This window comes from Novosphingobium fuchskuhlense (assembly GCF_001519075.1).
Taxonomy (GTDB): domain Bacteria; phylum Pseudomonadota; class Alphaproteobacteria; order Sphingomonadales; family Sphingomonadaceae; genus Novosphingobium; species Novosphingobium fuchskuhlense.
In genome coordinates this window covers 1553385-1573055 of record NZ_KQ954244.1, presented here as the reverse complement: position 1 = coordinate 1573055, position 19671 = coordinate 1553385, and the positions used below count along the sequence as shown (strand labels likewise).

Below are 19671 nucleotides of genomic sequence, written 5' to 3'. Positions count from 1 at the left end.
CCGGGGCCCGCCCGGACATTTAGACGAGCGCGTCCTTCTTGACGGTGATCACCTGGCTGTAGGTGAACTCCTTCAGGCCCTCGATGCCGTATTCGGCGCCGAAGCCGGACTGCTTGTGGCCGCCGAAGGGCGCGAACGGCGAGAGGTGGAGGAACTCGTTGATCCACACCGTACCGGTCTCGAGCTGCTCGGCGATCTTCACCCCGCGCTCGGTGTCCTTGGTCCAGACCGCGCCGGCAAGGCCATATTCCGAGTTGTTCGCGCGCGCGATCACTTCATCGTCGCTCGAGAACTTCATCAGCGGCATGACCGGGCCGAACTGCTCTTCGGCCACGATGCGCGCATCTTCCGGCGGATTGTCGAGGATGGTGATCGGCACATAGTAGCCCGAGCCCGAAGGATCGACATCACCGCCGACAAGGAACTTGTAGCCGTTGGTCTTCGCGTCCTCGATCAGCTCGCACACGCGGTCAAACTGCTTCTTGTTCTGGATCGGGCCCACGCCGGTGCCCTGCTCCGAACCGTCACCCACCTTCACGTTCTTCGCGTATTCGGCAATCGCCGCGCTCAGCTCGTCGTAGATGTCCTCGTGGATGTAGATGCGCTTGGCTGCAACGCAGATCTGGCCGGCGTTGGTGAAGCTCGACCAGAACAGCTGCTCTGCCACCTTGGCGACGTCGGCATCCGGAAGCACGATCGAGGCGTCGTTGCCGCCCAGCTCGAGCGTGATGCGCTTGAGGTCCTTCGAGGCGCCTTCCATGATCTTCTTGCCGGTCGCGGTCGAGCCGGTGAAGGTGATCTTGTCGATGTCGGGGTGCGCGGTGATCATCGGGCCGAGGGCATCCTCGCCGGTGATGATGTTGACGACGCCGGCAGGCACGATGTCCTTGATCAGCTCGGCAAAGCGCAGCGTGGTCAGCGGGGTGAACGGCGAGGGCTTGAGCACGATGGTGCAGCCCGAGAGAATCGCGGGCGCAATCTTCTGCACGGCCATCAGAACCGGGAAGTTCCACGGCACGATGCCGCCGACAACGCCGACCGGCACGCGGCGCGTGCGGCTGAGGCGCTCGTCGCTATCCTCGTTGATCGTTTCTTCCAGCGTCAGCGTCGACTGCGCGTTCATCATGGCGGAGCAGCCGCCGATCTCGAACTGGGCCTGCTGGTGCGGCTTGCCCTGCTCGGCGGTGAGCAGGCGGAACAGCTCGTCGAAGTTGGCGTCGATCGCAGCGGCCATGGCCCGGATCACAGCGCGGCGATCATCGACCGGGGTCTTCGACCAGGTCTTGAAGGCGCGGCGGGCAGCGGCCACGGCGCGGTCAAGCTCTTCGGCGCCGCAGGCCGGCACCTGACCGATAACCTGCTCGTTTGCCGGGTTCAGCACGTCGAGTGCCTTTGCCGTGGTCACCAGTTCGCCGTCGATCAGATTGGGGTAGAGTTTCGTCATGGGTCTCTCCGTCCACTAAGATTGTTCTAGGTTATAGCAGTTGTTCAGCGCGAAGCCAGCGCCTTGTCCTCGTTGGCCCGCTTGACGAGATACATGCGGATGGCCTCCGCGTCAGGTGCCTTGAGCGCCGACTTGAAGGACACCATGCCCAGTTCGTGGAGCTGGCCGCCGATCACGATGGCTTTCAGCGCCTCGGCTGAACCGATGATCGCCGAATGGCGCAGGTCGGGGTTGAGCCCGCCCGCCACGGCAGCGTCACCATGGCACACCGCGCAGTAGCGGCCATAGAGCTGCCCGCCATGCGTCGCCTGCGCGGTCGTGCCGGTGAACGGCGGCGGATCGAGCACCATCTGGTTCATCGGCGGCGGTGCGGGAAGCTCGCCCTTGGCGCCCAGCTTGAACACCAGCAGCCGGCTGATGTTGCGCGCCGCGCCCGCCTTGTTGGCCAGCACGCCGGTCGCGATATCCCAGACGCCGCCCCAGCCAGCGAGGATCGCGACATATTGCTCGCCATCGACAGCATAGGTCATCGGCGCGGCGATGATCCCGGTCTGCGCGGGGAACGACCACAGCTTCTGGCCCTTGTCGGCCGTGTAGGCGACGAATTCGCCCGCTGCCGTGCCCTGGAACACAAGGTTGCCGGCGGTCGAGAGCACGCCGCCGTTCGACGGGCCGACCAGATCGACCTTCCACGCCGGCTTCTTGTTCGCCACGTCCCACGCAACGAGCTGGCCGGTGGTCGCCGCCTTGGCGCCGGCCTGGACCTTGGCATCTGCCGGCATAGCCACAGTATAGCTGTCGAGCCCGGTCTGGAATCCGATCTGGGTCGGCTTCCAGCCTGCCGCAGCCATATAGGGAAACGCGGCGAGGTTGGTCGGGATATAGAGATAGCCGGTCTTCGGGCTGTAGCTCTGCGGCTGCCAGCTGTGCGCGCCGACCGCGCCAGGCAGGCTGACGAAAGGCTTGCCGGTCTTTTCATACTGCGCGGCGGGGTTGATCGTGGGGCGGCCGGTCTGGGGATCGATGGCGGTAGCCCAGTTTACCGGCACCCACGGCGTTGCCGAGAGGAACTTGCCGGTCTTGACGTCGAGCACATAGACGTGCCCGTTCTTGGGCGCATGCATGGCCACGTGGCGCTTTTCGCCGTTGATCACGACGTCGCCAATGGTGATCTGCTGGTCCGAGTCGAAATCCCAGCGGTCTTCCGGCGTTTCCTGGAAGTGCCAGGCATACTGGCCGGTATCCGCATTCACCGCGACGATCGAGGAGGTGTAGAGGCTGTCGCCATCGCGGCCGTTCGCGGCCGGGTTCCAAGGCTCGGCGTTGCCGGTGCCGAACAGCACGAGGTTGGTTTCGGGATCATAAGTGATCGAATCCCACACGGTGCCGCCACCGCCGAGTTCCCACCACTTGTTGCCCCAGGTCTTGGCCGCAGCCGCGTGTGCGTCCTTGTTGACGCCTTCCACGCCGAAGCCATTGCCCGGGTTGCCGGGCACGGTGTTGAAGCGCCACACTTCCTTGCCCGTTTCCGGATCATAGGCGGAAAGGTAGCCGCGCGCCTTGTATTCGGAACCCGCCGCGCCGATCAGAACACGCCCCTTCACGATGCGCGGCGCGCCGGTGATCGTGTAGTCGGTCTGGTTCGGCACCGTCACCTTCGACCACAGCACCTTGCCGGTCTTCTGGTCGAGCGCGATGAGGCGCCCGTCGAGCGCCGCCACGAAGACCTTGTCGCCATAGAGCGCCACGCCCCGGTTCACCGCATCGCAGCAGGTGCGCACCAGCGTTTCGCGCGGCACCTTGGGATCGAAGGCCCACAGCGGCTTGCCGGTCTTGGCGTCGTAGGCCTTGACCATCGACCAGGCGGTCGAGACGTAGAGCACGCCATCGTGCACCAGAGGGGTGGCTTCCTGCCCGCGCGCCGTATCGAGGTCGGCAGACCAGGCAAGGCCCAGTTGATCGACGTTGTATTCGTTGATCAGCGTCAGCGGCGAATAGCGCTGCTCGGCGTAGTCACGGCCATAGCTCAGCCATTCGCCAGCCGGCACGTTGCGCAGCATGGCCTCGGTCACCCCGGCCATCGCGCCCGATTGGGCCACCGCCCCCACCGAAAGGGCGAGCACCGATGCCATGGCCAGCTTGCGAACAAACGAAACGCGCATATCTACTCACCCTCTCCTCTCGGTCCGATGCCTTCCCGGATCGCTTTAACCGGCTGTTTAAACCACCCTCAATTAAACCGCCATGGGTCAATTCACCATACGCTGCGCATCGCCCCAGTATTTTTTGCGCAGAGCCTTCTTGTCCATCTTGCCCGCGGCAGTCCGCGGGATCGCATCGATGAACTCGACCGACTTCGGCGCCTTCACCCCGCCGAGGCGCTGCTTGGTATAGGCGATGATCTCCTCGCCGGTGATGCCCTCGGCAACGACCACGGCGTGGACCTGCTCACCCCACTTCTCGTGCGGAATGCCGAACACGCAGGCCTCACGCACCGCGGCGAGTTCGGTCACCGCCGCCTCGACTTCCGCGGTGAACACGTTGAACCCGCCGGAGACGACCATGTCCTTCTTGCGGTCGACGATATAGAGGTAGCCGTCCGCATCGAACTTGCCGACGTCGCCCGTGTGGTGCCAGCCGAACTTTCGGATTTCGGCGGTTTCCTCGGGCTTTTCGAAGTACGAATGCGTCACCAGCGCGCCGCGCACGCAGATCTCGCCGGCCTCGCCCAGCGGCATGTGCTGGCCGTCGTCGTCCATCAGGGTGACCTTGATCGACCGCGTCGGCTTCCCGCAGGACGCCAGCTTCTCGGGCGCTTCCTTGGCGAAGCGTGCCACGTCCTCGGGCGGGAACCACGCGACGATCATCGGGCATTCGACCTGGCCATAGGCCTGGCACATGCAGGGCCCGAAGATGTCGACTGCCTGGCGCAGCTTTTCCGGGCTGCAGGGCGAGCCGACGAGGATGAAGATCTTCAGCGACGAGTAGTCGTGCTTGCCGATCTCGGGGCTGGCGAGGCACTGGTACATCGCCGTCGGCGGCAGGTACATGTGCGTGACCTTGTATTCCTCGATCGTACGCAGCACGTCCTCGGCATCGAAGCCGGGCAGGATCACCTGCGTCGCGCCAAGGCTCATGGTCGAAAGCGCGATCGGGCCTGCGGCGTGGGTGATCGGCGCGGAAACCAGCGCGACCGGATTGTCGGTGCGCCCGCCCATGCCGTCCGCCGCTGTCTCGATCATCGTGCCCCAACCGAGGTTCGTCACGTTCGCGCCCTTGGAAGGCCCCGTGGTGCCTCCGGTCGGGAAAATGCCGACCATGTCCATGAGGTTGCCGAACGCGTCGGTCTCGGGCTCGACGAAATCGGCCTCGCTCACCCCGGCCATGAATTCCTCAAGGCTGGGATCATCGCCCATGCGCTGGTCGAGGCACACGAAGTGCTGCAGCGTGGGGCACAGGTCCTTCAATTGTTGCACCTCGTCCGCCTTCGACGAGTGGTAGACCATCCACTTCAGCCGCACGTAGTTGATATAGGCCGCATTGGCCTCGATCGCGTTGCGGGTGTTGACCGGGATCCACTTGCCGTTGGCGCGCCACATCGCCAGCACCACCACCAGCAGCATGCCGTCGTTCGGGCCGTAGAGGCCCAGGAGGTCCTGGTTCTCGAACCCGTGCTTCTGCAGCGCGGCGGCAATCCGCTCGGAAAGCGCCTTGGTCTCGGCGAACGTCAGCTTGAGGCCGCTCTCGGTGTCGATGATCGCGAGGCGCGAAGGATCGCGGTCATGGCCGCGGTCGAAGTAATCAATGGCACGCATTGTGCAGTTATCCCCAACGGTTGATTTCAGGGCCCGGGGCCCAGGAACGGAGTGGTTCGGAAACGGTGGCGAGCGACAGCGCCGTCACCACACAGGGCCGCGCGGCAACGCGGGCGAGCCATGCACGGGTCAGCGGTCTGCACGCAAATGCGGCAGGGCGGATCGACTCCATCCCGGCCAGCCAGCTGTAGGTGACGAGATCAGCGATCGAGAACGGCCCCATCAGCCAGTCGCGGCCATCGGCCAGTTTGTCCTCGCAGCGCTGCGCGGCCGCATCGACCTTGGCCTCGCTGTCGGCCACTTGCGCCGGATCGACCACGCCGGAGTGCAGCGCCTGCCAGCGGCCGCGCAGATCATCGGAGACAATCGCGCCGGTCAGCGCCGCAAAGCGGTCCGCCGGAATGGCCGCAATCGCCGCTTGCGCGGATGCCAGATTGCCCAGCAGCGCCGCCGCCGGCGAAAGCCGCTCGGTGATCTGCCGGCACCACATCAGCATGTCCCAGTGCGCGTAGGCGTCATCAGGCTGGAGCCCGCAGCCACCCGCCAGCTCATCGAGATATTGCGCGAGGAAGACCGATTCGGTCATCGCCTCGCCGCCGATCACCAGCACCGGCCCCTCGCCCTCGATGCCAAGGTCGAGCGCGATCGGCTCGGCAAGGCCCGGCAGGTGATGCCGCGCGCCTGCCAGCAGTTCGATGGGCCGGCAGGAAATGTCGAGCCCGGTTTCGGCCAGGGCCGCCAGCACGGTAAGCGAAGCGCCGTTGGGCTCGCCGTGATAGAGCACCGCCTCACCCATCAGACGATCCCTTCCATCACGAGGCTGTAGCGCGCCGCCATGTCGGTCTTGCCCATTGCCCAGGTTTTGCCGACCGCCTCGCGCTCATAGACGCGCTTGAGCCAGCGCATGATGTTGGGGGTCTTTTCCTTGCTGGCGAGGTCTGGCTGCGAAAGCGGCAGCGAATAGGTCGAATTGAAGATGTTGATGTCGGCGAGGCTGTAGGCGTTCGATCCCACGTAATCCCGCTTGCCCAGCTCTTCCTCCAGCCTGGCAATGCCCAGCGCCACGCGGCGGCGGCTTTCGGCCATTTCCTCGGCGCTGAACTCCCCGCTGATCGCCTTCTTCCACGCCGCCCGCCGCTCGGGCAGGGGAATGCGCTCGATCGCGGCGGCCAGTTCCTCCGGATCGCGCTCGCGCACACGCGGGCCCACGAACACGCTCCAGCCGATCATCGAGAAGCTGGGCCCCAGCCACTGGTCCATGAACTTCATCCACCAGCGCACCCGCCAGCGGTCCTGCGCATCCGCAGGCATCAGGTCAGGCCCGGGGAACGCAGCGTTCACGTATTCCATGATCGCGGTGCTTTCCGTCAGCACGCGCGAACCCCAAGCCCCCCGGTGCGTCATCGCCGGGATCGTGCCCTGCGGGTTGATCGCGAGGTATTCGGGCTTGTGCTGATCGAACTGCAGCATGTCGATATAGTGGCTGGCAAAGGGCACGCCCTTTTCCATCAGCGCCAGCATCGGCTTGCCCGAATTGGCGTTGGGCTCCCAGTGATAGAGCGTCACATCGGTCATGCGGAACGGACCATGGCAGCAAGCTCTCTCCCGACTCCGGACACGCGGAGCTGATTGTTAGTGTTGCATACTAAATCAGCACGCCTGACGGTTCAAGCAGTCCTGCCCGCAGAGGCAGGAACAGGTCCATGGCTTAGGCGCTCATCGCCCGCCGCGCTAAGCGCTGCGGAGCGGTCATGTTTCACGCAGAGAAACCGCCCTCAGCGCGCCGCCATGCTCCAGCGCAGCAGACCGTCGTGTCCCGAAAGCGGCGCGCCGATCCGCGCCTCCGCCGTCCGCCGCAGTCCCTGCTCTTCCAGCAGGCCGCGCAGCACGGTCCAGTCGCTCCACCGCGTCAGGCCCTCGACCCGCGTCGCACTTTCGAGCGCTGCTTGGGCATCCCGCAGCGACACCGCAGCAAGGTCGATCCCCCGCCCGCCCGCAAAGCTCGCGGATTCGGCGAGCCGGCTATCATGGACAATCACCGCCACCGCCTGGGCAGACGCGTGCGCCGCCACCGGCACAGCCGCAACCGCGCCCGCCAGCGCTCCGCCCTTCAGCACCCCGCGCCGCGTCGTCCGCATCAGCCCGCCTTCCCGAGATACTTCGAGACCGCCTCAAGCTCGGCGTCGGTCACGTCGACTTTCGTCTGCGCCGGCATCGCGCCCTTGCCTGCGCGCACCACGCTCTTCACGTAGTCCGCCGTCAGGTCGGTGCGGTTGGCGAGCAGGCCCTTGTCCGGCGTCTCGCCCATCATCATCCGCTGCTTGGTGAGCAGGTTGGTGCCCATGCCGCCAAGCAGATGGCAATAGCCGCAATGGACCTCGAACAGCGTCTTGCCGTCGCCGCCGGGCTTCAGCCGGTCACCCGCGGGCGCGGCGGGCCGCAGCATGTAGGGCGGCATCATCATCGCAGGTGGATCGGCGAGCACGGCACTGCCGCCCGCCACGACCATCGCGGCCACCAGCACCGCGCGAGAGAACATCCGTGTCATGCCTTGCCTCCCGCGTTCCGGGCCCGCTCAGCGGCATAAGCCGCCGGCCAGATCCCCTGCTTGCCCGGCGCGATCACCCCGTTCGGATCGAGCGCGTTCTTCACCTTCTCGGTCATCCGCCGCAGTGCCTGGTTGTTGAAGCCGAAGGTCTCAGCCACCGGGTCCATCCAGCCGAGATGGGTGCGGTATTCGCCGTAGCCTGCCTTGGCCGTCTCGCTGATCAGCGCGTCGAACAGCCTGCGCATGTTAGCCACCATCTCGGGCTGGTCGCGGTCATACATCAGCATGTTGATGTTATTGGCAAAGCGCCCGCCGATGGTGAAGCTCGCGTAGAAGTCCACATCGTGGTCGGCGATGATCTTCCGGCTGCGCTTGAGCTGGTCCATCACATGCGCGCCCGTTGCCGGCACCACCGGCGAAAAGCCCATGTGCGCCCCGCGCCCGCCGATCCAGTCCGACATCTGCAGCGGCACGGCAGAGGGCACGCCCATCGTCGTCTCGTACTGCCCGATGGGATCGCCCTGCCGCCACCAGTGCTCGGCGGGCGCCGCATCGAGGTGCCGCTTCATCGCCGCCTTGACTACTTCGGCCCGCGCCTTGACCACGCTCTCGTCGCCATAAAGCCTGAGCGCCACCTGCCAGTAGCCGAGCTTGTACTGCTTCAGCAGCTCCTGCACCCGCCATTCCGGGATCGCGCCCGGCTTGTCCCAGAAGTCCTTGCGCTGGCCCTTGAGCACCATCTTGCCCAGCCACGAGGGCACGAACACGTTCTGGTCGATCAAGCCCGAAATCTTGAGCGGCGCGATCGTGTCGATCACCCAGGCGATGTCTTCCTCGTTCGGGATGTCCCACACGATCTCGAGGCTGGTTTCAGGGGCGGGTTGCAGCCACACGCCGGCCTTTGTCACCACGCCGAGGTTCGACTGGGTGAAGGCCAGATCGAAGGTCGGACCATAGCTGAACGGGAACAGGTGCCACGAAGGATTGCCCTCCATCGCCCCCATGCCGGTGCGCACAAGATCACCATCGGGCAGCACCGCCTCGATCCCGCACAAGTTCCGCGCGTGCAGGCCATACGATGTGTAGCCGATCCCGTGATCGAGCGCGTTGCCGAGCACCGATCCCCAGGCATTCCCCGGCACCGAAAGCCAAAGCGGCGCCTTGGCGCGCTGGATCGCGTCATAGAGATCGAAGAAACCCACCCCCGGCTCGACCACGCAATAGGAAAGCGTGCTATCGAGTTCGAGGATCTTGTTCATGCGCCCAAGGTCAAGCACGATCGAACCCGCCATGCGCGGTGCCGCCGCGCCGTAACCCAGGTTTTTGCCGCGCGCGACGGGCCAGAGCGGCGTCTTGTGCTCGTTCGCCAGCCGCACGATCGCGCGCACTTCCTCGACGCTCGCAGGCGCAATCGCCGCGCCCGCCGGCCATTCCTCGGACGATCCCGGCGCATAGACATCCGAATAGGCGTCGCGGTCGGCGTCGGTGGCCATGACCCAGTCCTTGCCCACGACTGCGGCAGACGCAGTGAGCATGGCATCGAAGGCCTTGGGACTGACGCGGGGCGGCAGGTGCAGCTTCACCGGCGGTATTCTCCCATCTGTATTTTTCTACCAATTGTTAGCGTTCTGCCGCGAAGAGGTCCCCGCGTCAAGTGAGGGCGTAGTACCGCACGTGGTTGCCATCAGGCCGCCGCTCGCCCACGCCGATGAACACGTGCCGGGTCAGCCAGTCATGCGGCCCCTTGCTGGTCTCGAACGTCGGCTGCGCGCGCAGGTAGTATTCGGCATGTGGCACCGGCGCCCCGCCGGCGAAGGCCCAATTGCGCAGCCGCTCCATCGTCCCCGGCTCGCGGCCCCACAGGAACCCCTTGTTCTGCATGTAGATCAGCGTGCCATCATCGACCTCGAGCATGTAGCGCGCATCGAACACGGCGGTGTCGTCTGGCCGGAAGAACGCATAGTCCCCGCCCGAATTGGGCACCGCCTTGCCCTTCAGCCGCGGCCCCTCGAATTCCCCGCCATCGACATAGACCGCGCTGCGCATGCCGCCCGTCGGCACATCGGGGATCGCCTGGACCCGGGTGAAGCGCAGCGTGCAGGCGAAGGCAAACTCCAGCCGCGGGTTGTCGAGCGTCGAAAAGTCCATGTCAGCTATGCCTTTCCCAATATGCCCACCGCACCTTCGTCATTGCGAGGAGGCGAAGCCGACGAAGCAAGCCAGAGCGTCAATGCACGCCGCTCTGGATTGCTTCGCTGCGCTCGCAATGACGATGGTGGGGTGGATGGCATCAGTAGTTCGAGAGAATGGTCAGGCTCGGCCCATCCAGCGGCTTGCCTGCCTTCACCTTCGCCAGTTCATCGGCGCGCGTCTGCTTCTGCTGGTCGATCAGATAGGCATGGATCGCATCGGCATCGCCGGGCGAAAGCACGTCATCCCAGCGCGGCATCCCGCCCGGCACCAGCGCCCCTTCCAGCACGATCTGGCGGAACATCGCGTGCGTCTCCGGCTGCATCCGGCGCAAGTCCGGCGTGATCGAGCGGTGCCGGTTGGCGTGGCAGATCGCGCAATTGCCGAAGAACAGCCCCTGCCCCCGCGCAATCGTCTCAGCTGTCACGCCGGAGCCTTGCGCCGGCGGCTCGGGCGCGACTTCCAGCGGCGGCAAAAGCGGCGGCTGCTCCACCGCACCACCACCCAGCTTGAACACCAGCAGCCGGTTAAGGTTGCCCCGGTCATAGGCCGCTGCATAGCGCGGCACGAACGGGAACCCGCCCCCGCCCCACCCGGCCATGACCGCGACATACTGCACCCCGTTCACCTGATAGGTCATCGGCGCGGCCATGATCGGCGTGCCCGTCTCGATCTGTTTGAGGACCCTGCCGCTCTTCGCATCGCGCACATACAGCCGCCCGCCCACATCGCCGTGGATCAGCAGCCCCGAAGCCGTCGTCAGAACGCCGGCGCGGTCCTGCCAGCCTGCCGTGTTCGCTGCCCAGACGGTCTTGCCGGTCAGCGGCTCGATCGCCCGGATCTGGGCGGTGCCCGGGTCCCTCAGCGCCTCGGCATAGGCCGGCAGCGCGCGCACCGCATCCGCCATCGGTGCCGGAAACGCCGCCAGTGCGTCCTTCACATCGGTGGTGAAGATCAGGGCAGCATCGTTGTTCAGCCCGCGCGCCTTCAGGGGCTTCTGCCCCGGCGTCATGAAGATCAGGTTCCCCAGATCGAGCACCGCAGCATAATAGAGCCCCGTTGCCGGATCGAACGAAGCCGGATGCCAGTTGCGCGCGCCCGGCGTCGCGGGAAACACGATTTTCGGACCCGCCGTGTAATCGCTCTCCTGCGGGGTCAGGATCGGCCTTCCGGTGGCGGGATCGATCCCTTTGGCCCAGTTCATCCGCACCAGCGGATTGGCCTTGAGCAAGTGCCCCGTCGCCCGGTCGATCACATAGAGGAAACCGTTCTTGGGCGCATGGAGGATCACCGAACGATCCGCGCCGTCCACCTTCAGGTGCGTCAGGATCAGCGGCTGGGTCGAGGTGAAGTCCCAGTTGTCCCCCGGCGTTTCCTGATAGTGCCACACCATCCGACCCGTCTTCGGATCAAGCGCGACCAGGCTGCCGAGGTAAAGGTTGTCGCCACCCGCAGGACTGCGCTTCGATGTCGCATAGGGTCCGCCATTGCCGGTGCCGACCAGCAAGTACCCGGTCTCCGGATCAAACGCGATCGCGTCCCAAGGCGCGCCGCCGCCGCCCACATCCCAACGGCTCTTGGGGTCCCAGGTCTTCATCGCGGCGTCGAGTTCGGGCGTCTCCTGCGGCCCCAGCGCAGGATCGCGCGGCACCACATGCCAGCGCCAGCGCAGCTTGCCCGTCTCCAGATCGAGCGCAGTGACATAGCCGCGCACGTCATATTCCGCGCCCGCCATGCCGATCACGACCACATCGCCGGCAATCTCCGGCGCACCGGTCGAATTGTCGCCCTTCTTGCGGTTCTCGATGAAGTCCGTCTTCCAGACCACCGCGCCGGTCTTCGCGTTCAGCGCATAGAGCCAGCCATCGAGCGTCGCGACATAGACCTTGCCCCGCGCCACCGCGACGCCGCGGTTGACCATGTCGCAGCACGCGGTGCGGTTGAGCTGCATGTCGACGTCCGGCTCGAACGCCCAGAGCTGCTTGCCCGTCGCCGCATCCCAGGCATAGGCCCGGCCCGCCACGCCCGAGGTATAGAGCACACCGCCGACCATGACCGGCGTCGCCTCCATGCCCCGCGCGGTGCCAAGCTCGGCCTGCCAGGCAAGACCCAGCGAGCCGGCATTGTCCGCGTTGATCTGGGTGAGCGCGGAATGGTGCGTCTTGCCCGCATCCCCGCCGGGGCTGGTCCATTCGCTCCCCGCGCCCACCATCGGCGGCGCCGCGCCCAAAGCGCAGGCCGCCAACGCGGCAAGGGCAATCCGCCGGATCACAGCGCGTCCCACGGGCTAGGCATCCGATAGGGTACCGTGATGAAGTTCGCCTCGATCTGCTCGATCATCCCGTGGTCGATCTTGAACAGCTCGGAAATGTAGAAGCTGTGCGGCCGCCGCACCGGGCTTTTTACCGTGCGCCCGTCGGTCAGCTGGTATTCGTCGATCCGTCCCGAATGGTCGATGAAACCATAGGCCAGCACGAGGCCCCGCTCCTCGTCCACCAGCGGAAACCGCCGCGCGCGCAGATCGTCGTCATAGCGGTAGTTACCCATGCGGAACTGCTCCTCGCAGCCCAGCGCCGAGACCGGCACGATCTTGGCAAATTCCGGATTGCGCGTCGTCTGCACGCCGTTTTCCACGCGGTTGCAATCGGGATGGAACTTCGTGTGGATCGTCCCGTCATTGCGCTGGAGCGTATCGAAATAGCCGTTCGCGAGCGCCACCATCTCCGCGCGCGGCACCGGCGCGACGACCTCGCGGTGCAGGATCGGCTTGTCCCAGTAACGGCAGTTCTCGAACTTGATGCCGCTGTCCGATTGCCGCACGATCAGCATCTCGCACTCGGCAATCGCGCCTGTCTCGTCGATCTTCAGCCGCAGCGTGAAGGCCGATTCCTCGATCGCCTCGATCACCGTGCCGAAATAGCCGACCTGGGACGTGGCGGTGTCCGCAAACCGCAGCTGGTATTCTCCCAGCTTCTGGATCGTCCCCCACACGCCGTCGCCGATTGCCAGCATCACGTTGTTTTCGCTGTGATGCGCGCCCTTGGCCCAGGTCAGCCGGGTGTGGTCCCCGGCATTCAGCGCGGCAAGGAACTGATCGAGTGCGGCGTAAAGACCCTCGCGGTCCATAATCTCTCCCGGAGCCACCTGTTCTTGGGGCTTTGACGCCCTTCGATTTCCGGCATACCGTATCAAATGTTAGAATAAAAGGGGAGAGAGTCGATGGCGCGAACCGCCACGGAACAGGCCAACCACGATCTCGTGATCGCAATGTACCACAAGGTCCTGATCGCGATGGATAGCAGCGCGGTGGACCGCTACATTTCGCCCGACTACATCCAGCACTCGATGCTCGCCCCGCCCGGCAGAGAGGCGCTGAAGGCCTTTCTCGACCATGTGAAAGTTGAATCCCCTGATGCGAAGCAGACCATCCACCGCAGCTTTGCCGATGGCGACCACGTGATCGTCCACACCCATGTCGAGCGCTGGCCAGGCGATCCGGGCCTTGCCGTGGTCGATATCTTCCGCTGCGAGAACGGCATGATCGTCGAACACTGGGACGTGCTGCAGGACGTGCCGGCCCATCCCGTCAATCCCAACTCGATGTTCTGAAAGGAAACGCCATGGGCCGCGCCCTTCTTGCTGCCATCGCCCTCCTCGCCGCTCCGGCTGCGCATGCCGAGACGTGCAAGCTCACCCCCAAAGAGGTCGTCACCCAGTTCCTCCAGGAATTCTACATCGAGAAGAAGGTGCGCTCCTCGTTCGAAAAGTGGGTCGATCCGGGCTATATCCAGCACAACCCCTATGCCCAGACCGGGCGCGAGGCGGCCATCGCGTTCCTCACGAAGTTCGTGGAAGGCAACCCCGGCCAGCGCACCACGATCCACCGCGTGATCGCCGATGGCAACCTTGTCGCCGCGCACAGCCACGGCTGGCAGGAACAGGGCACGCCCGAACAGAAGCGCGGCTTCGCGGTGGTCGACATGTTCCGCGTGGAAGGCTGCAAGGTGATGGAACACTGGGACGTCATCAGCCCCGTCCCCGAAACGTCCGCCAACACCAACACGATGTTCTGAGGTGGCCATGCGCTTTACCCACAAATGCGTCGTCATCCTCGGCGGCAATGCCGGGATCGGCCTTGCCGCCGCGCGGATGTTCGCCGCCGAAGGTGCGAAGCTCGCCATCACTGGCCGCAACCGCGAGACTCTCGCCGCCGCCGCCGAGGAACTCGGCGCGCTCGGCATCGCAAGCGACATGGGCGATGTTTCGCAGACGCAGGCCGCCCTCACCGAGATCGAGCACACGCTCGGCGGCATCGACGTCCTCTTCGTCAACGCCGGTGTCGGCGGATTCGCCGCCATGCCGCATGTGACCGAGGAATTCTGGGACGGCATCCACAATGTGAACCTGCGCGGCGCGTTCTTCGCGATCCAGTCCGCACTGCCGCTCCTGCGCGATGGCGGCGCCATCGTCATCACCGGCTCGATCGGCAGCGAACTCGCGCTTGCGGGCAACGTCGCCTATGCCTCGGCCAAGGCCGGCCTGCGCGCCATGGCCCGCACGGTTGGCAAGGAACTCCTCCCCCGCGGCATCCGCGTCAACATGGTCAGCCCCGGCCCGACCGAGACCGAAATCTTCAAGCGCGGCGCGAGCGAGGCCGAAATCGAGGCCACCCGCGCAATGCTCGGCGGTGTCGTCCCCCTGGGCCGCATGGGCGAAGCCGAAGAAGTCGCCCGCGCCGTCCTCTTCCTTTCGAGCAAGGAAGCCAGCTTCATCAACGGCGTCGATCTCTACGTAGACGGGGGCTGCGTGGAATTGGGCTGAAACCCGTTTTCCCTCCCCATTTTTGCGCAGCACAAATGGGGAGGTGGCCCGCGAAGCGGGTCGGAGGGGTTCTTCAAAGCGCGCTCGGCACCCCGTCCAGCAGCAGTGTCTTCACCTCCAGATAGGCCATGAACCCCTCACGCCCGCCCTCGCGGCCGATGCCCGATTGCTTGAACCCGCCATAGGGCAGCCCGAAATCCATCCTGAGGCCGTTCTGGCCAAACCCGCCCGTGCGCACCCGCCGCCCGATCCGGTAGGCCGCATCCACATCATGCGTCAGCACCGAGCCATTGAGCCCGAAGCGCGACTCGTTGGCGATGCGGATCATGTCCTCCTCGTCCTCGGCCGGGATCAGGCTCAGGACGGGTCCGAAGATCTCTTCCTGCGCGATCCGGCTGTCATTGGGCACATTGGCGAACAGCGTCGGCTCGATGAAAAAGCCCCGGTTGAGGTGCGCCGGCCGCCCGCCGCCGCAGACCAGATCGGCCACCTTGCGGCCTTCCTCGATATACATCTCCACCCGGTCGCGCTGCCGCTCCATCGCCAAAGGCCCGAGCTGTGTGGCGGGATCGTCCGAATGCCCGATCACCACCCGGCCCATCTCGCCCGCAATCGCTTCCGCCAGTTCGTCATGCCGCGCGCGCGGCACGATCACGCGGCTCAGCATCGCGCAGACCTGCCCGCTCATCATCGTGATCGTGCCCGCCAGCATCTTCGCAGCAATCTCGATGGGGAAATCATCGCGCACCAGCGCGGCGGATTTGCCGCCAAGCTCCAGCGTGCAGCGCGCGATCCGCTCCCCGCAAACCGAGGCAATCCGCTGCCCCGCCACGGTCGATCCGGTGAAGCTGACCTTGTCCACGCCGGGATTGCACACCAGATGATCGCTCGCCGCGCGGTGCCCGGTGACAAGGTTCACTACCCCCGCCGGCAGTCCCGCTGCCTCCGCTGCCTCGGCGATGATATAGGCCTCGAGCGGCGTCTCGGGCGAAGGCTTCATGATCACCGGGCAGCCCGCCAGCAGCGCATAGGCCACCTTGTTCGCCATGATCCCGAACGGGCCGTTCCACGGCGCGATGGCCGCCACCACGCCCACCGGCTCATAGGCGACAAACCCCGCCGCCGCGCCCATGCTCGGCCGCTGCTCCACGAAGGCGAAGTTTTCGGCCATCGCCGCAAGGCCTTCCAGCACCGCGACCGAACCCGCATGCATCGGCCCGGCAAAGCTGGCGAGGCCGCCCATCTGCGCCGTCCAGCTCCGCGCCAGTTCGTCCACCCGCGCGCGCAGATGGCCCACCATGCGCCGGAACGCGGCGATCCGCTCCGCCGGCGGGGTCATCGGCCAGGGCCCCGCGTCGAACGCCGCCCGCGCCGCCGCCACTGCCGCATCCATGTCCGCCGCGTCCGCCTCGGCCACGCGCGCCACGACCTGCTCGGTATCGGGCGAGACGAGATCGATCAGCCGCCCGCTGAGCGCCGGCACCCACGCGCCGCCGATGTAGAGCCGTTCGGGATGCGCGATGTGGATGCCCGCTGGCAGCATGGTACTCTCTCCCTGCGGCGCACGCTCCGGCGCCTTTGCCAAAAATCTACCATTTGTTACGATTGAGGCAAGGCCCGCCACGCAAAAAGGGCCCCGCCCAGCAAAAAGGGGCAGCCATCGCTGGCCGCCCCTTCGCCCCATATCCGGGAAAACGAACCTGTCGTGCGCTAGGCTCAGAACTTCTTCTGCACCGTGATCGCCCATTCGCGGGGCTTGCCCACCTGGCTGTAGATCGTGCCGGTGAACGAGTAGACCGCCGCGAAGCGGAACGGGTTGTAGTACTTGTCGAACAGGTTCTGCACTTCGGCCGAGATCGACAGATCCTCACCCGCGTTGCGCCACGTGATGCGCGCATTGGCGAGGGTGTAGGAGGGGTAGTAGTCGATCGGCCCACCACCGACGAGGCGGCCCGCATTGTTCTTGCCGACATAGTTGGCATCGATGCGCGGCGTGAGCGAACCGGACTTGCCCAGATCGGCGCGGTACTGCGCGCCGATGCTCCACTTCCATTCCGGCGTCACGATCGGATCATCCAGCAGATAGGCATTGCCCACGCGCGGATCGATCTTCGACCAATTGCCGGTCAGGTAGCTGATCGACCCGTCAAGCGAGAGCCCGTCGATCGGGTTGGCCTGCATTTCCAGTTCGACACCCTTGATCTTGCCATCACCCGCGTTCTGGCGCGCACCGCACGGCGCGTTCGAACCCAGCGAGGCGCAGGTGATCAGCGGCAGCTGGATATCCTTGTAATCGTTGATGAAGGCCGAAAGGTTCAGGCGCAGGCGGCGGTCGAACAGGTCGGTCTTGAGGCCCACTTCATACGCCGTCAGGGTTTCCGGCCCGAAGCTGCCGTTCAGGGCCTGCGGGGCGTCGAACGGACGCGCGGTCACGCCGCCGCCCTTGAAGCCGGTGCCGACGGTGACATAGGCGAGGATCTGCGGGCTGAAGCGGTAGTCCGCCGAAACGCGCCAGTCGGTCTTGTGGCCATCGTAGACCGCCTTCACGCCGTTGAGCGCGCCGAGGAAGTACGAGACCGACCCGTCGAAGTTCTGGCGCACGAAGGTGTAGTCCTTGTGCTCCTTGGTATAGCGCAGGCCGCCGGTCAGGGTCAGGCCTTCGATCGGCCGTGCGATCACCGTGCCGAACACCGCCTTGCTGTCCGCGTTGACCGGGTCGTTGCCCTGGAACTGGAAGTTCAGGCCCGGCGCGATGTAGCGGATGTCCTGACGGGTGAAGTAGGTCGACTTCTGCTTGGAATAGAACCCGCCGAGGGTGAAGTCGATCTTGTCGCCCACCTTGCCGTTGAGCCGCAGTTCCTGGCTGAAGAACCAGAACTTGAGATCATTGTAGCCCTGGCCGACCACGTTGAGGTCCGGCGTGAAGTCGTCGTCGGTGCCCCACTTCTGGCGGTATTCGCGGTAGGCCGTGATCGACTGGACGTTGAAACCATCACCCAGCTTGAACGTGCCGTTGCCCGAAACGCCCCACCCGGTGAACTTGGTCCGATTGGGCATGTAGTACCCGTCCTTGACCTGGCCCCACGGCCCGGGGATCGAAAGGCCCGGAGGCGCGGTGTTGCCCTTGGCGTAGAAGTTGGCGAACGTGCAGTAGCGGCCGCACAGATAAGTGCTGCTCACCTTGGCAGGGTTGACGCTGGTGACGACTTCGGCCGAGTTGGTGCGGCTCTCGTTCGTGTAATCGCCGATGACGGTGTAATCGATCGCGTCGTTCGGGTTGTAGCGCAGCGAACCGCGCACGCCGGCGTATCCCTTCTCGCCCAGCTTGTCGATCAGACAGCCCTGACCGCTGCTCGGCCGCGCGCCGATGCCTTGCGCGTTGTTCGGATAGACGCAGCCGTAGTCAAGTTGGTCGACATAGCCTTCCTGGTGCTTGTAGACGCCCGAAACGCGGCCGTAGAGCCCGTCGGCCAGCTTGAAGTTGGCACTGCCGCGCACGTCCATGCGCTGGCGGCTGCCATAGACCAATTCCACCGTGCCGGAATTCTCGTCGGTCGGCTTCTTGGAAAACAGCTTGATCGCGCCGCCGATCGAGTTGCGGCCCGTCAGCGTGCCCTGCGGCCCGCGCAGCACTTCGACGCGGTCAAGGTCGAGCAGGTCGAAGATGCCGCCGGTGAGCGTCGCGTAGTAGACATCGTCGACATACATGCCCACGCCCGGTTCATAGGCGGGGTTGAAGTCGAACTGGCCGATGCCGCGGATCGAGGCGCCGAGTGAGGAGCCATAGGCGCCGCCCATGGCATTCAGCGTCACGTTGGGGGCCTGCGCGGCGATCTGCGAAAGGTCGGTCTGGTTGCGCGAGGCCAGCAGGCTCGCGTCCACCGCGGTGATCGAGAGCGGCGTATCCTGCAGCTTCTGCGAACGGAACTGCGCGGTGACAACGATTTCCTTGATGCCGCCGGTGTCGGCCGCCGCGTCATCAGCAGCTTGCGCGTTCTGCGGAGCCGCCTGCGCGAACGCCGGAGCAGTCTGACCGAGCGCGAGCGCGAGGGCGCTGCCTGCAGCCAGCAGGCGCACGAATTGCGTGGGTGTCTTCGCCATGGGGAACCCCTCTCCTATTGAAGCCCTCTGCGGGGCCGTTCTACCGATTGTTAGTAAGGCATACAAATTTCGCCTTGGCAAGACCCTTGCGACACGCGGTGCGTCGGTCTTTCCACCGGCGTGGTTCAACCGCACCAGCCCCCTTGCCGTCCCGCCCCGGCAACGCGATAAGCGCGCCATGGCAACCATGTCCGCCAAAACTGCAGCCCCTGCCAGCCCCGATCTCGATCTGGGCGAGGATGCCGCGCTGCTCGTCGATCTGCTCAAACTGGGCACCTTCATCGCAAGGCCCATGCGCGAAGGCGTGGCCGAGCCGATGGGACTCTCGGCCAACGACCTCAAGATCATCCTCGCATTGGGCGGCGAGGGCGAACTCGCCGGGCACGAGCTCTCCGAAATCATGGGCCTGCCACCGATGAACGTGAGCCGCGCAATCGCCGCACTCACCGCGCGCGGGCTGGTCGAACCCGGCGAAGACGCCTCGAACCGCCGCCGCAAGCCGGTGCGCCTGACAGCCGCGGGCATGGACCTGTTCCGCCAGACAATCCCGGCAATGGCCCAGGTCGGCGGGCACTTGTTCGCGGACTTCACACCCGAAGAACGCGCGGTGTTTCACGCAGCGGCACAGGCCATCCTGGCGCGGATGACGGGCGGTTAGTTCAGCCTTCAAGGCAACACGAAAAACCCTTGTCGCCCTGTGCCTGACACGGGGCGTGGTTTCTTGCAGCGAACGACGCGCCCCGGACAGAAAC

At 65.4% G+C, this 19671-nt stretch carries 17 protein-coding genes; 4 read left to right on the top strand and 13 right to left on the bottom strand.

What is annotated here, in order from left to right:
- Nucleotides 1-19: 19 nt before the first annotated feature.
- The 11 genes from AQZ52_RS07360 to AQZ52_RS07310 form a co-directional block, all read right to left on the bottom strand.
- Nucleotides 20-1444, bottom strand: coding sequence for an aldehyde dehydrogenase family protein (locus tag AQZ52_RS07360; RefSeq protein ID WP_067907935.1), 1425 nt, complete (start codon nucleotides 1442-1444; stop codon nucleotides 20-22).
- A gap of 44 nt (nucleotides 1445-1488) precedes the next feature.
- On the bottom strand, nucleotides 1489-3606 hold the full coding sequence (locus tag AQZ52_RS07355; protein ID WP_067907932.1) for a PQQ-dependent dehydrogenase, methanol/ethanol family: 2118 nt from the start codon (nucleotides 3604-3606) through the stop codon (nucleotides 1489-1491).
- A gap of 87 nt (nucleotides 3607-3693) precedes the next feature.
- Entirely contained in the window at nucleotides 3694-5259 is a 1566-nt protein-coding gene (locus AQZ52_RS07350; protein ID WP_067907930.1) for a class I adenylate-forming enzyme family protein, read from the bottom strand.
- Nucleotides 5260-5266: 7 nt separating this feature from the next.
- Entirely contained in the window at nucleotides 5267-6055 is a 789-nt protein-coding gene (locus AQZ52_RS07345; RefSeq protein WP_067907927.1) for a glutathione S-transferase family protein, read from the bottom strand.
- Complete coding sequence (locus tag AQZ52_RS07340) at nucleotides 6055-6834, bottom strand: glutathione S-transferase family protein (protein ID WP_067907924.1); 780 nt, start codon at nucleotides 6832-6834, stop codon at nucleotides 6055-6057. The genes AQZ52_RS07345 and AQZ52_RS07340 overlap by 1 nt, the downstream gene beginning before the upstream one ends.
- 200 nt (nucleotides 6835-7034) lie before the next feature.
- A complete protein-coding gene (locus AQZ52_RS07335) occupies nucleotides 7035-7397 on the bottom strand; it encodes a hypothetical protein (RefSeq protein ID WP_067907922.1) in 363 nt (120 codons plus the stop codon).
- The gene (locus tag AQZ52_RS07330) at nucleotides 7397-7807 is read right to left on the bottom strand and encodes a c-type cytochrome (RefSeq protein WP_082697613.1); all 411 of its coding nucleotides are present in this window, start codon (nucleotides 7805-7807) and stop codon (nucleotides 7397-7399) included. The genes AQZ52_RS07335 and AQZ52_RS07330 overlap by 1 nt, the downstream gene beginning before the upstream one ends.
- Nucleotides 7804-9390: an FAD-binding oxidoreductase gene (locus AQZ52_RS07325; RefSeq protein WP_067907916.1), complete on the bottom strand. Its 1587-nt coding sequence runs from the start codon at nucleotides 9388-9390 to the stop codon at nucleotides 7804-7806. Before AQZ52_RS07325 ends, AQZ52_RS07330 begins: the two co-directional genes overlap by 4 nt.
- Nucleotides 9391-9457: 67 nt before the next feature.
- Nucleotides 9458-9955, bottom strand: a complete 498-nt coding sequence (locus AQZ52_RS07320) for a DUF3237 domain-containing protein (protein ID WP_205626419.1) — start codon at nucleotides 9953-9955, stop codon at nucleotides 9458-9460.
- Nucleotides 9956-10097: 142 nt separating this feature from the next.
- Nucleotides 10098-12281 carry a PQQ-dependent dehydrogenase, methanol/ethanol family gene (locus AQZ52_RS07315; protein WP_240481477.1) on the bottom strand — a complete coding sequence of 728 codons (2184 nt, stop codon included), beginning with the start codon at nucleotides 12279-12281 and terminating at the stop codon, nucleotides 10098-10100.
- The gene (locus tag AQZ52_RS07310) at nucleotides 12266-13123 is read right to left on the bottom strand and encodes a DUF8021 domain-containing protein (protein ID WP_067907909.1); all 858 of its coding nucleotides are present in this window, start codon (nucleotides 13121-13123) and stop codon (nucleotides 12266-12268) included. Before AQZ52_RS07310 ends, AQZ52_RS07315 begins: the two co-directional genes overlap by 16 nt.
- A 93-nt stretch (nucleotides 13124-13216) precedes the next feature.
- Between AQZ52_RS07310 and AQZ52_RS07305 the strand changes: the two genes are divergently transcribed.
- The 3 genes from AQZ52_RS07305 to AQZ52_RS07295 are packed head-to-tail and all read left to right on the top strand — an operon-like array spanning nucleotide 13217 to nucleotide 14818.
- A complete protein-coding gene (locus tag AQZ52_RS07305; protein ID WP_067907907.1) occupies nucleotides 13217-13606 on the top strand; it encodes a nuclear transport factor 2 family protein in 390 nt (129 codons plus the stop codon).
- 11 nt (nucleotides 13607-13617) lie between these two features.
- Complete coding sequence (locus AQZ52_RS07300; protein ID WP_067907904.1) at nucleotides 13618-14070, top strand: nuclear transport factor 2 family protein; 453 nt, start codon at nucleotides 13618-13620, stop codon at nucleotides 14068-14070.
- A gap of 7 nt (nucleotides 14071-14077) precedes the next feature.
- Nucleotides 14078-14818 carry an SDR family oxidoreductase gene (locus tag AQZ52_RS07295; RefSeq protein ID WP_067909623.1) on the top strand — a complete coding sequence of 247 codons (741 nt, stop codon included), beginning with the start codon at nucleotides 14078-14080 and terminating at the stop codon, nucleotides 14816-14818.
- A 73-nt stretch (nucleotides 14819-14891) separates the two neighbouring features.
- Here AQZ52_RS07295 and AQZ52_RS07290 read toward each other — a convergent pair whose 3' ends face one another.
- Entirely contained in the window at nucleotides 14892-16361 is a 1470-nt protein-coding gene (locus tag AQZ52_RS07290) for an aldehyde dehydrogenase (RefSeq protein WP_067907901.1), read from the bottom strand.
- Between the two features lie 173 nt (nucleotides 16362-16534).
- Nucleotides 16535-18919, bottom strand: coding sequence for a TonB-dependent receptor (locus tag AQZ52_RS07285; RefSeq protein ID WP_067907898.1), 2385 nt, complete (start codon nucleotides 18917-18919; stop codon nucleotides 16535-16537).
- Between the two features lie 178 nt (nucleotides 18920-19097).
- On the opposite strand from AQZ52_RS07285, the gene AQZ52_RS07280 reads away from it, so the two are divergent.
- Complete coding sequence (locus AQZ52_RS07280) at nucleotides 19098-19577, top strand: MarR family winged helix-turn-helix transcriptional regulator (protein ID WP_067907894.1); 480 nt, start codon at nucleotides 19098-19100, stop codon at nucleotides 19575-19577.
- The last annotated feature ends 94 nt before the right edge of the window (nucleotides 19578-19671 follow it).

Excerpts from the sequence above, each read along its gene's own strand:
- AQZ52_RS07360 (WP_067907935.1), bottom strand. The coding sequence starts at position 1,444 with ATGACGAAACTCTACCCCAATCTGATCGACGGCGAACTGGTGACCACG.
- AQZ52_RS07355 (WP_067907932.1), bottom strand. The coding sequence starts at position 3,606 with ATGCGCGTTTCGTTTGTTCGCAAGCTGGCCATGGCATCGGTGCTCGCC.
- AQZ52_RS07350 (WP_067907930.1), bottom strand. The coding sequence starts at position 5,259 with ATGCGTGCCATTGATTACTTCGACCGCGGCCATGACCGCGATCCTTCG.
- AQZ52_RS07345 (WP_067907927.1), bottom strand. The coding sequence starts at position 6,055 with ATGGGTGAGGCGGTGCTCTATCACGGCGAGCCCAACGGCGCTTCGCTT.
- AQZ52_RS07340 (WP_067907924.1), bottom strand. The coding sequence starts at position 6,834 with ATGACCGATGTGACGCTCTATCACTGGGAGCCCAACGCCAATTCGGGC.
- AQZ52_RS07335 (WP_067907922.1), bottom strand. The coding sequence starts at position 7,397 with ATGCGGACGACGCGGCGCGGGGTGCTGAAGGGCGGAGCGCTGGCGGGC.
- AQZ52_RS07330 (WP_082697613.1), bottom strand. The coding sequence starts at position 7,807 with ATGACACGGATGTTCTCTCGCGCGGTGCTGGTGGCCGCGATGGTCGTG.
- AQZ52_RS07320 (WP_205626419.1), bottom strand. The coding sequence starts at position 9,955 with ATGGACTTTTCGACGCTCGACAACCCGCGGCTGGAGTTTGCCTTCGCC.
- AQZ52_RS07310 (WP_067907909.1), bottom strand. The coding sequence starts at position 13,123 with ATGGACCGCGAGGGTCTTTACGCCGCACTCGATCAGTTCCTTGCCGCG.
- AQZ52_RS07305 (WP_067907907.1), top strand. The coding sequence starts at position 13,217 with ATGGCGCGAACCGCCACGGAACAGGCCAACCACGATCTCGTGATCGCA.
- AQZ52_RS07300 (WP_067907904.1), top strand. The coding sequence starts at position 13,618 with ATGGGCCGCGCCCTTCTTGCTGCCATCGCCCTCCTCGCCGCTCCGGCT.
- AQZ52_RS07295 (WP_067909623.1), top strand. The coding sequence starts at position 14,078 with ATGCGCTTTACCCACAAATGCGTCGTCATCCTCGGCGGCAATGCCGGG.
- AQZ52_RS07290 (WP_067907901.1), bottom strand. The coding sequence starts at position 16,361 with ATGCTGCCAGCGGGCATCCACATCGCGCATCCCGAACGGCTCTACATC.
- AQZ52_RS07285 (WP_067907898.1), bottom strand. The coding sequence starts at position 18,919 with ATGGCGAAGACACCCACGCAATTCGTGCGCCTGCTGGCTGCAGGCAGC.
- AQZ52_RS07280 (WP_067907894.1), top strand. The coding sequence starts at position 19,098 with ATGGCAACCATGTCCGCCAAAACTGCAGCCCCTGCCAGCCCCGATCTC.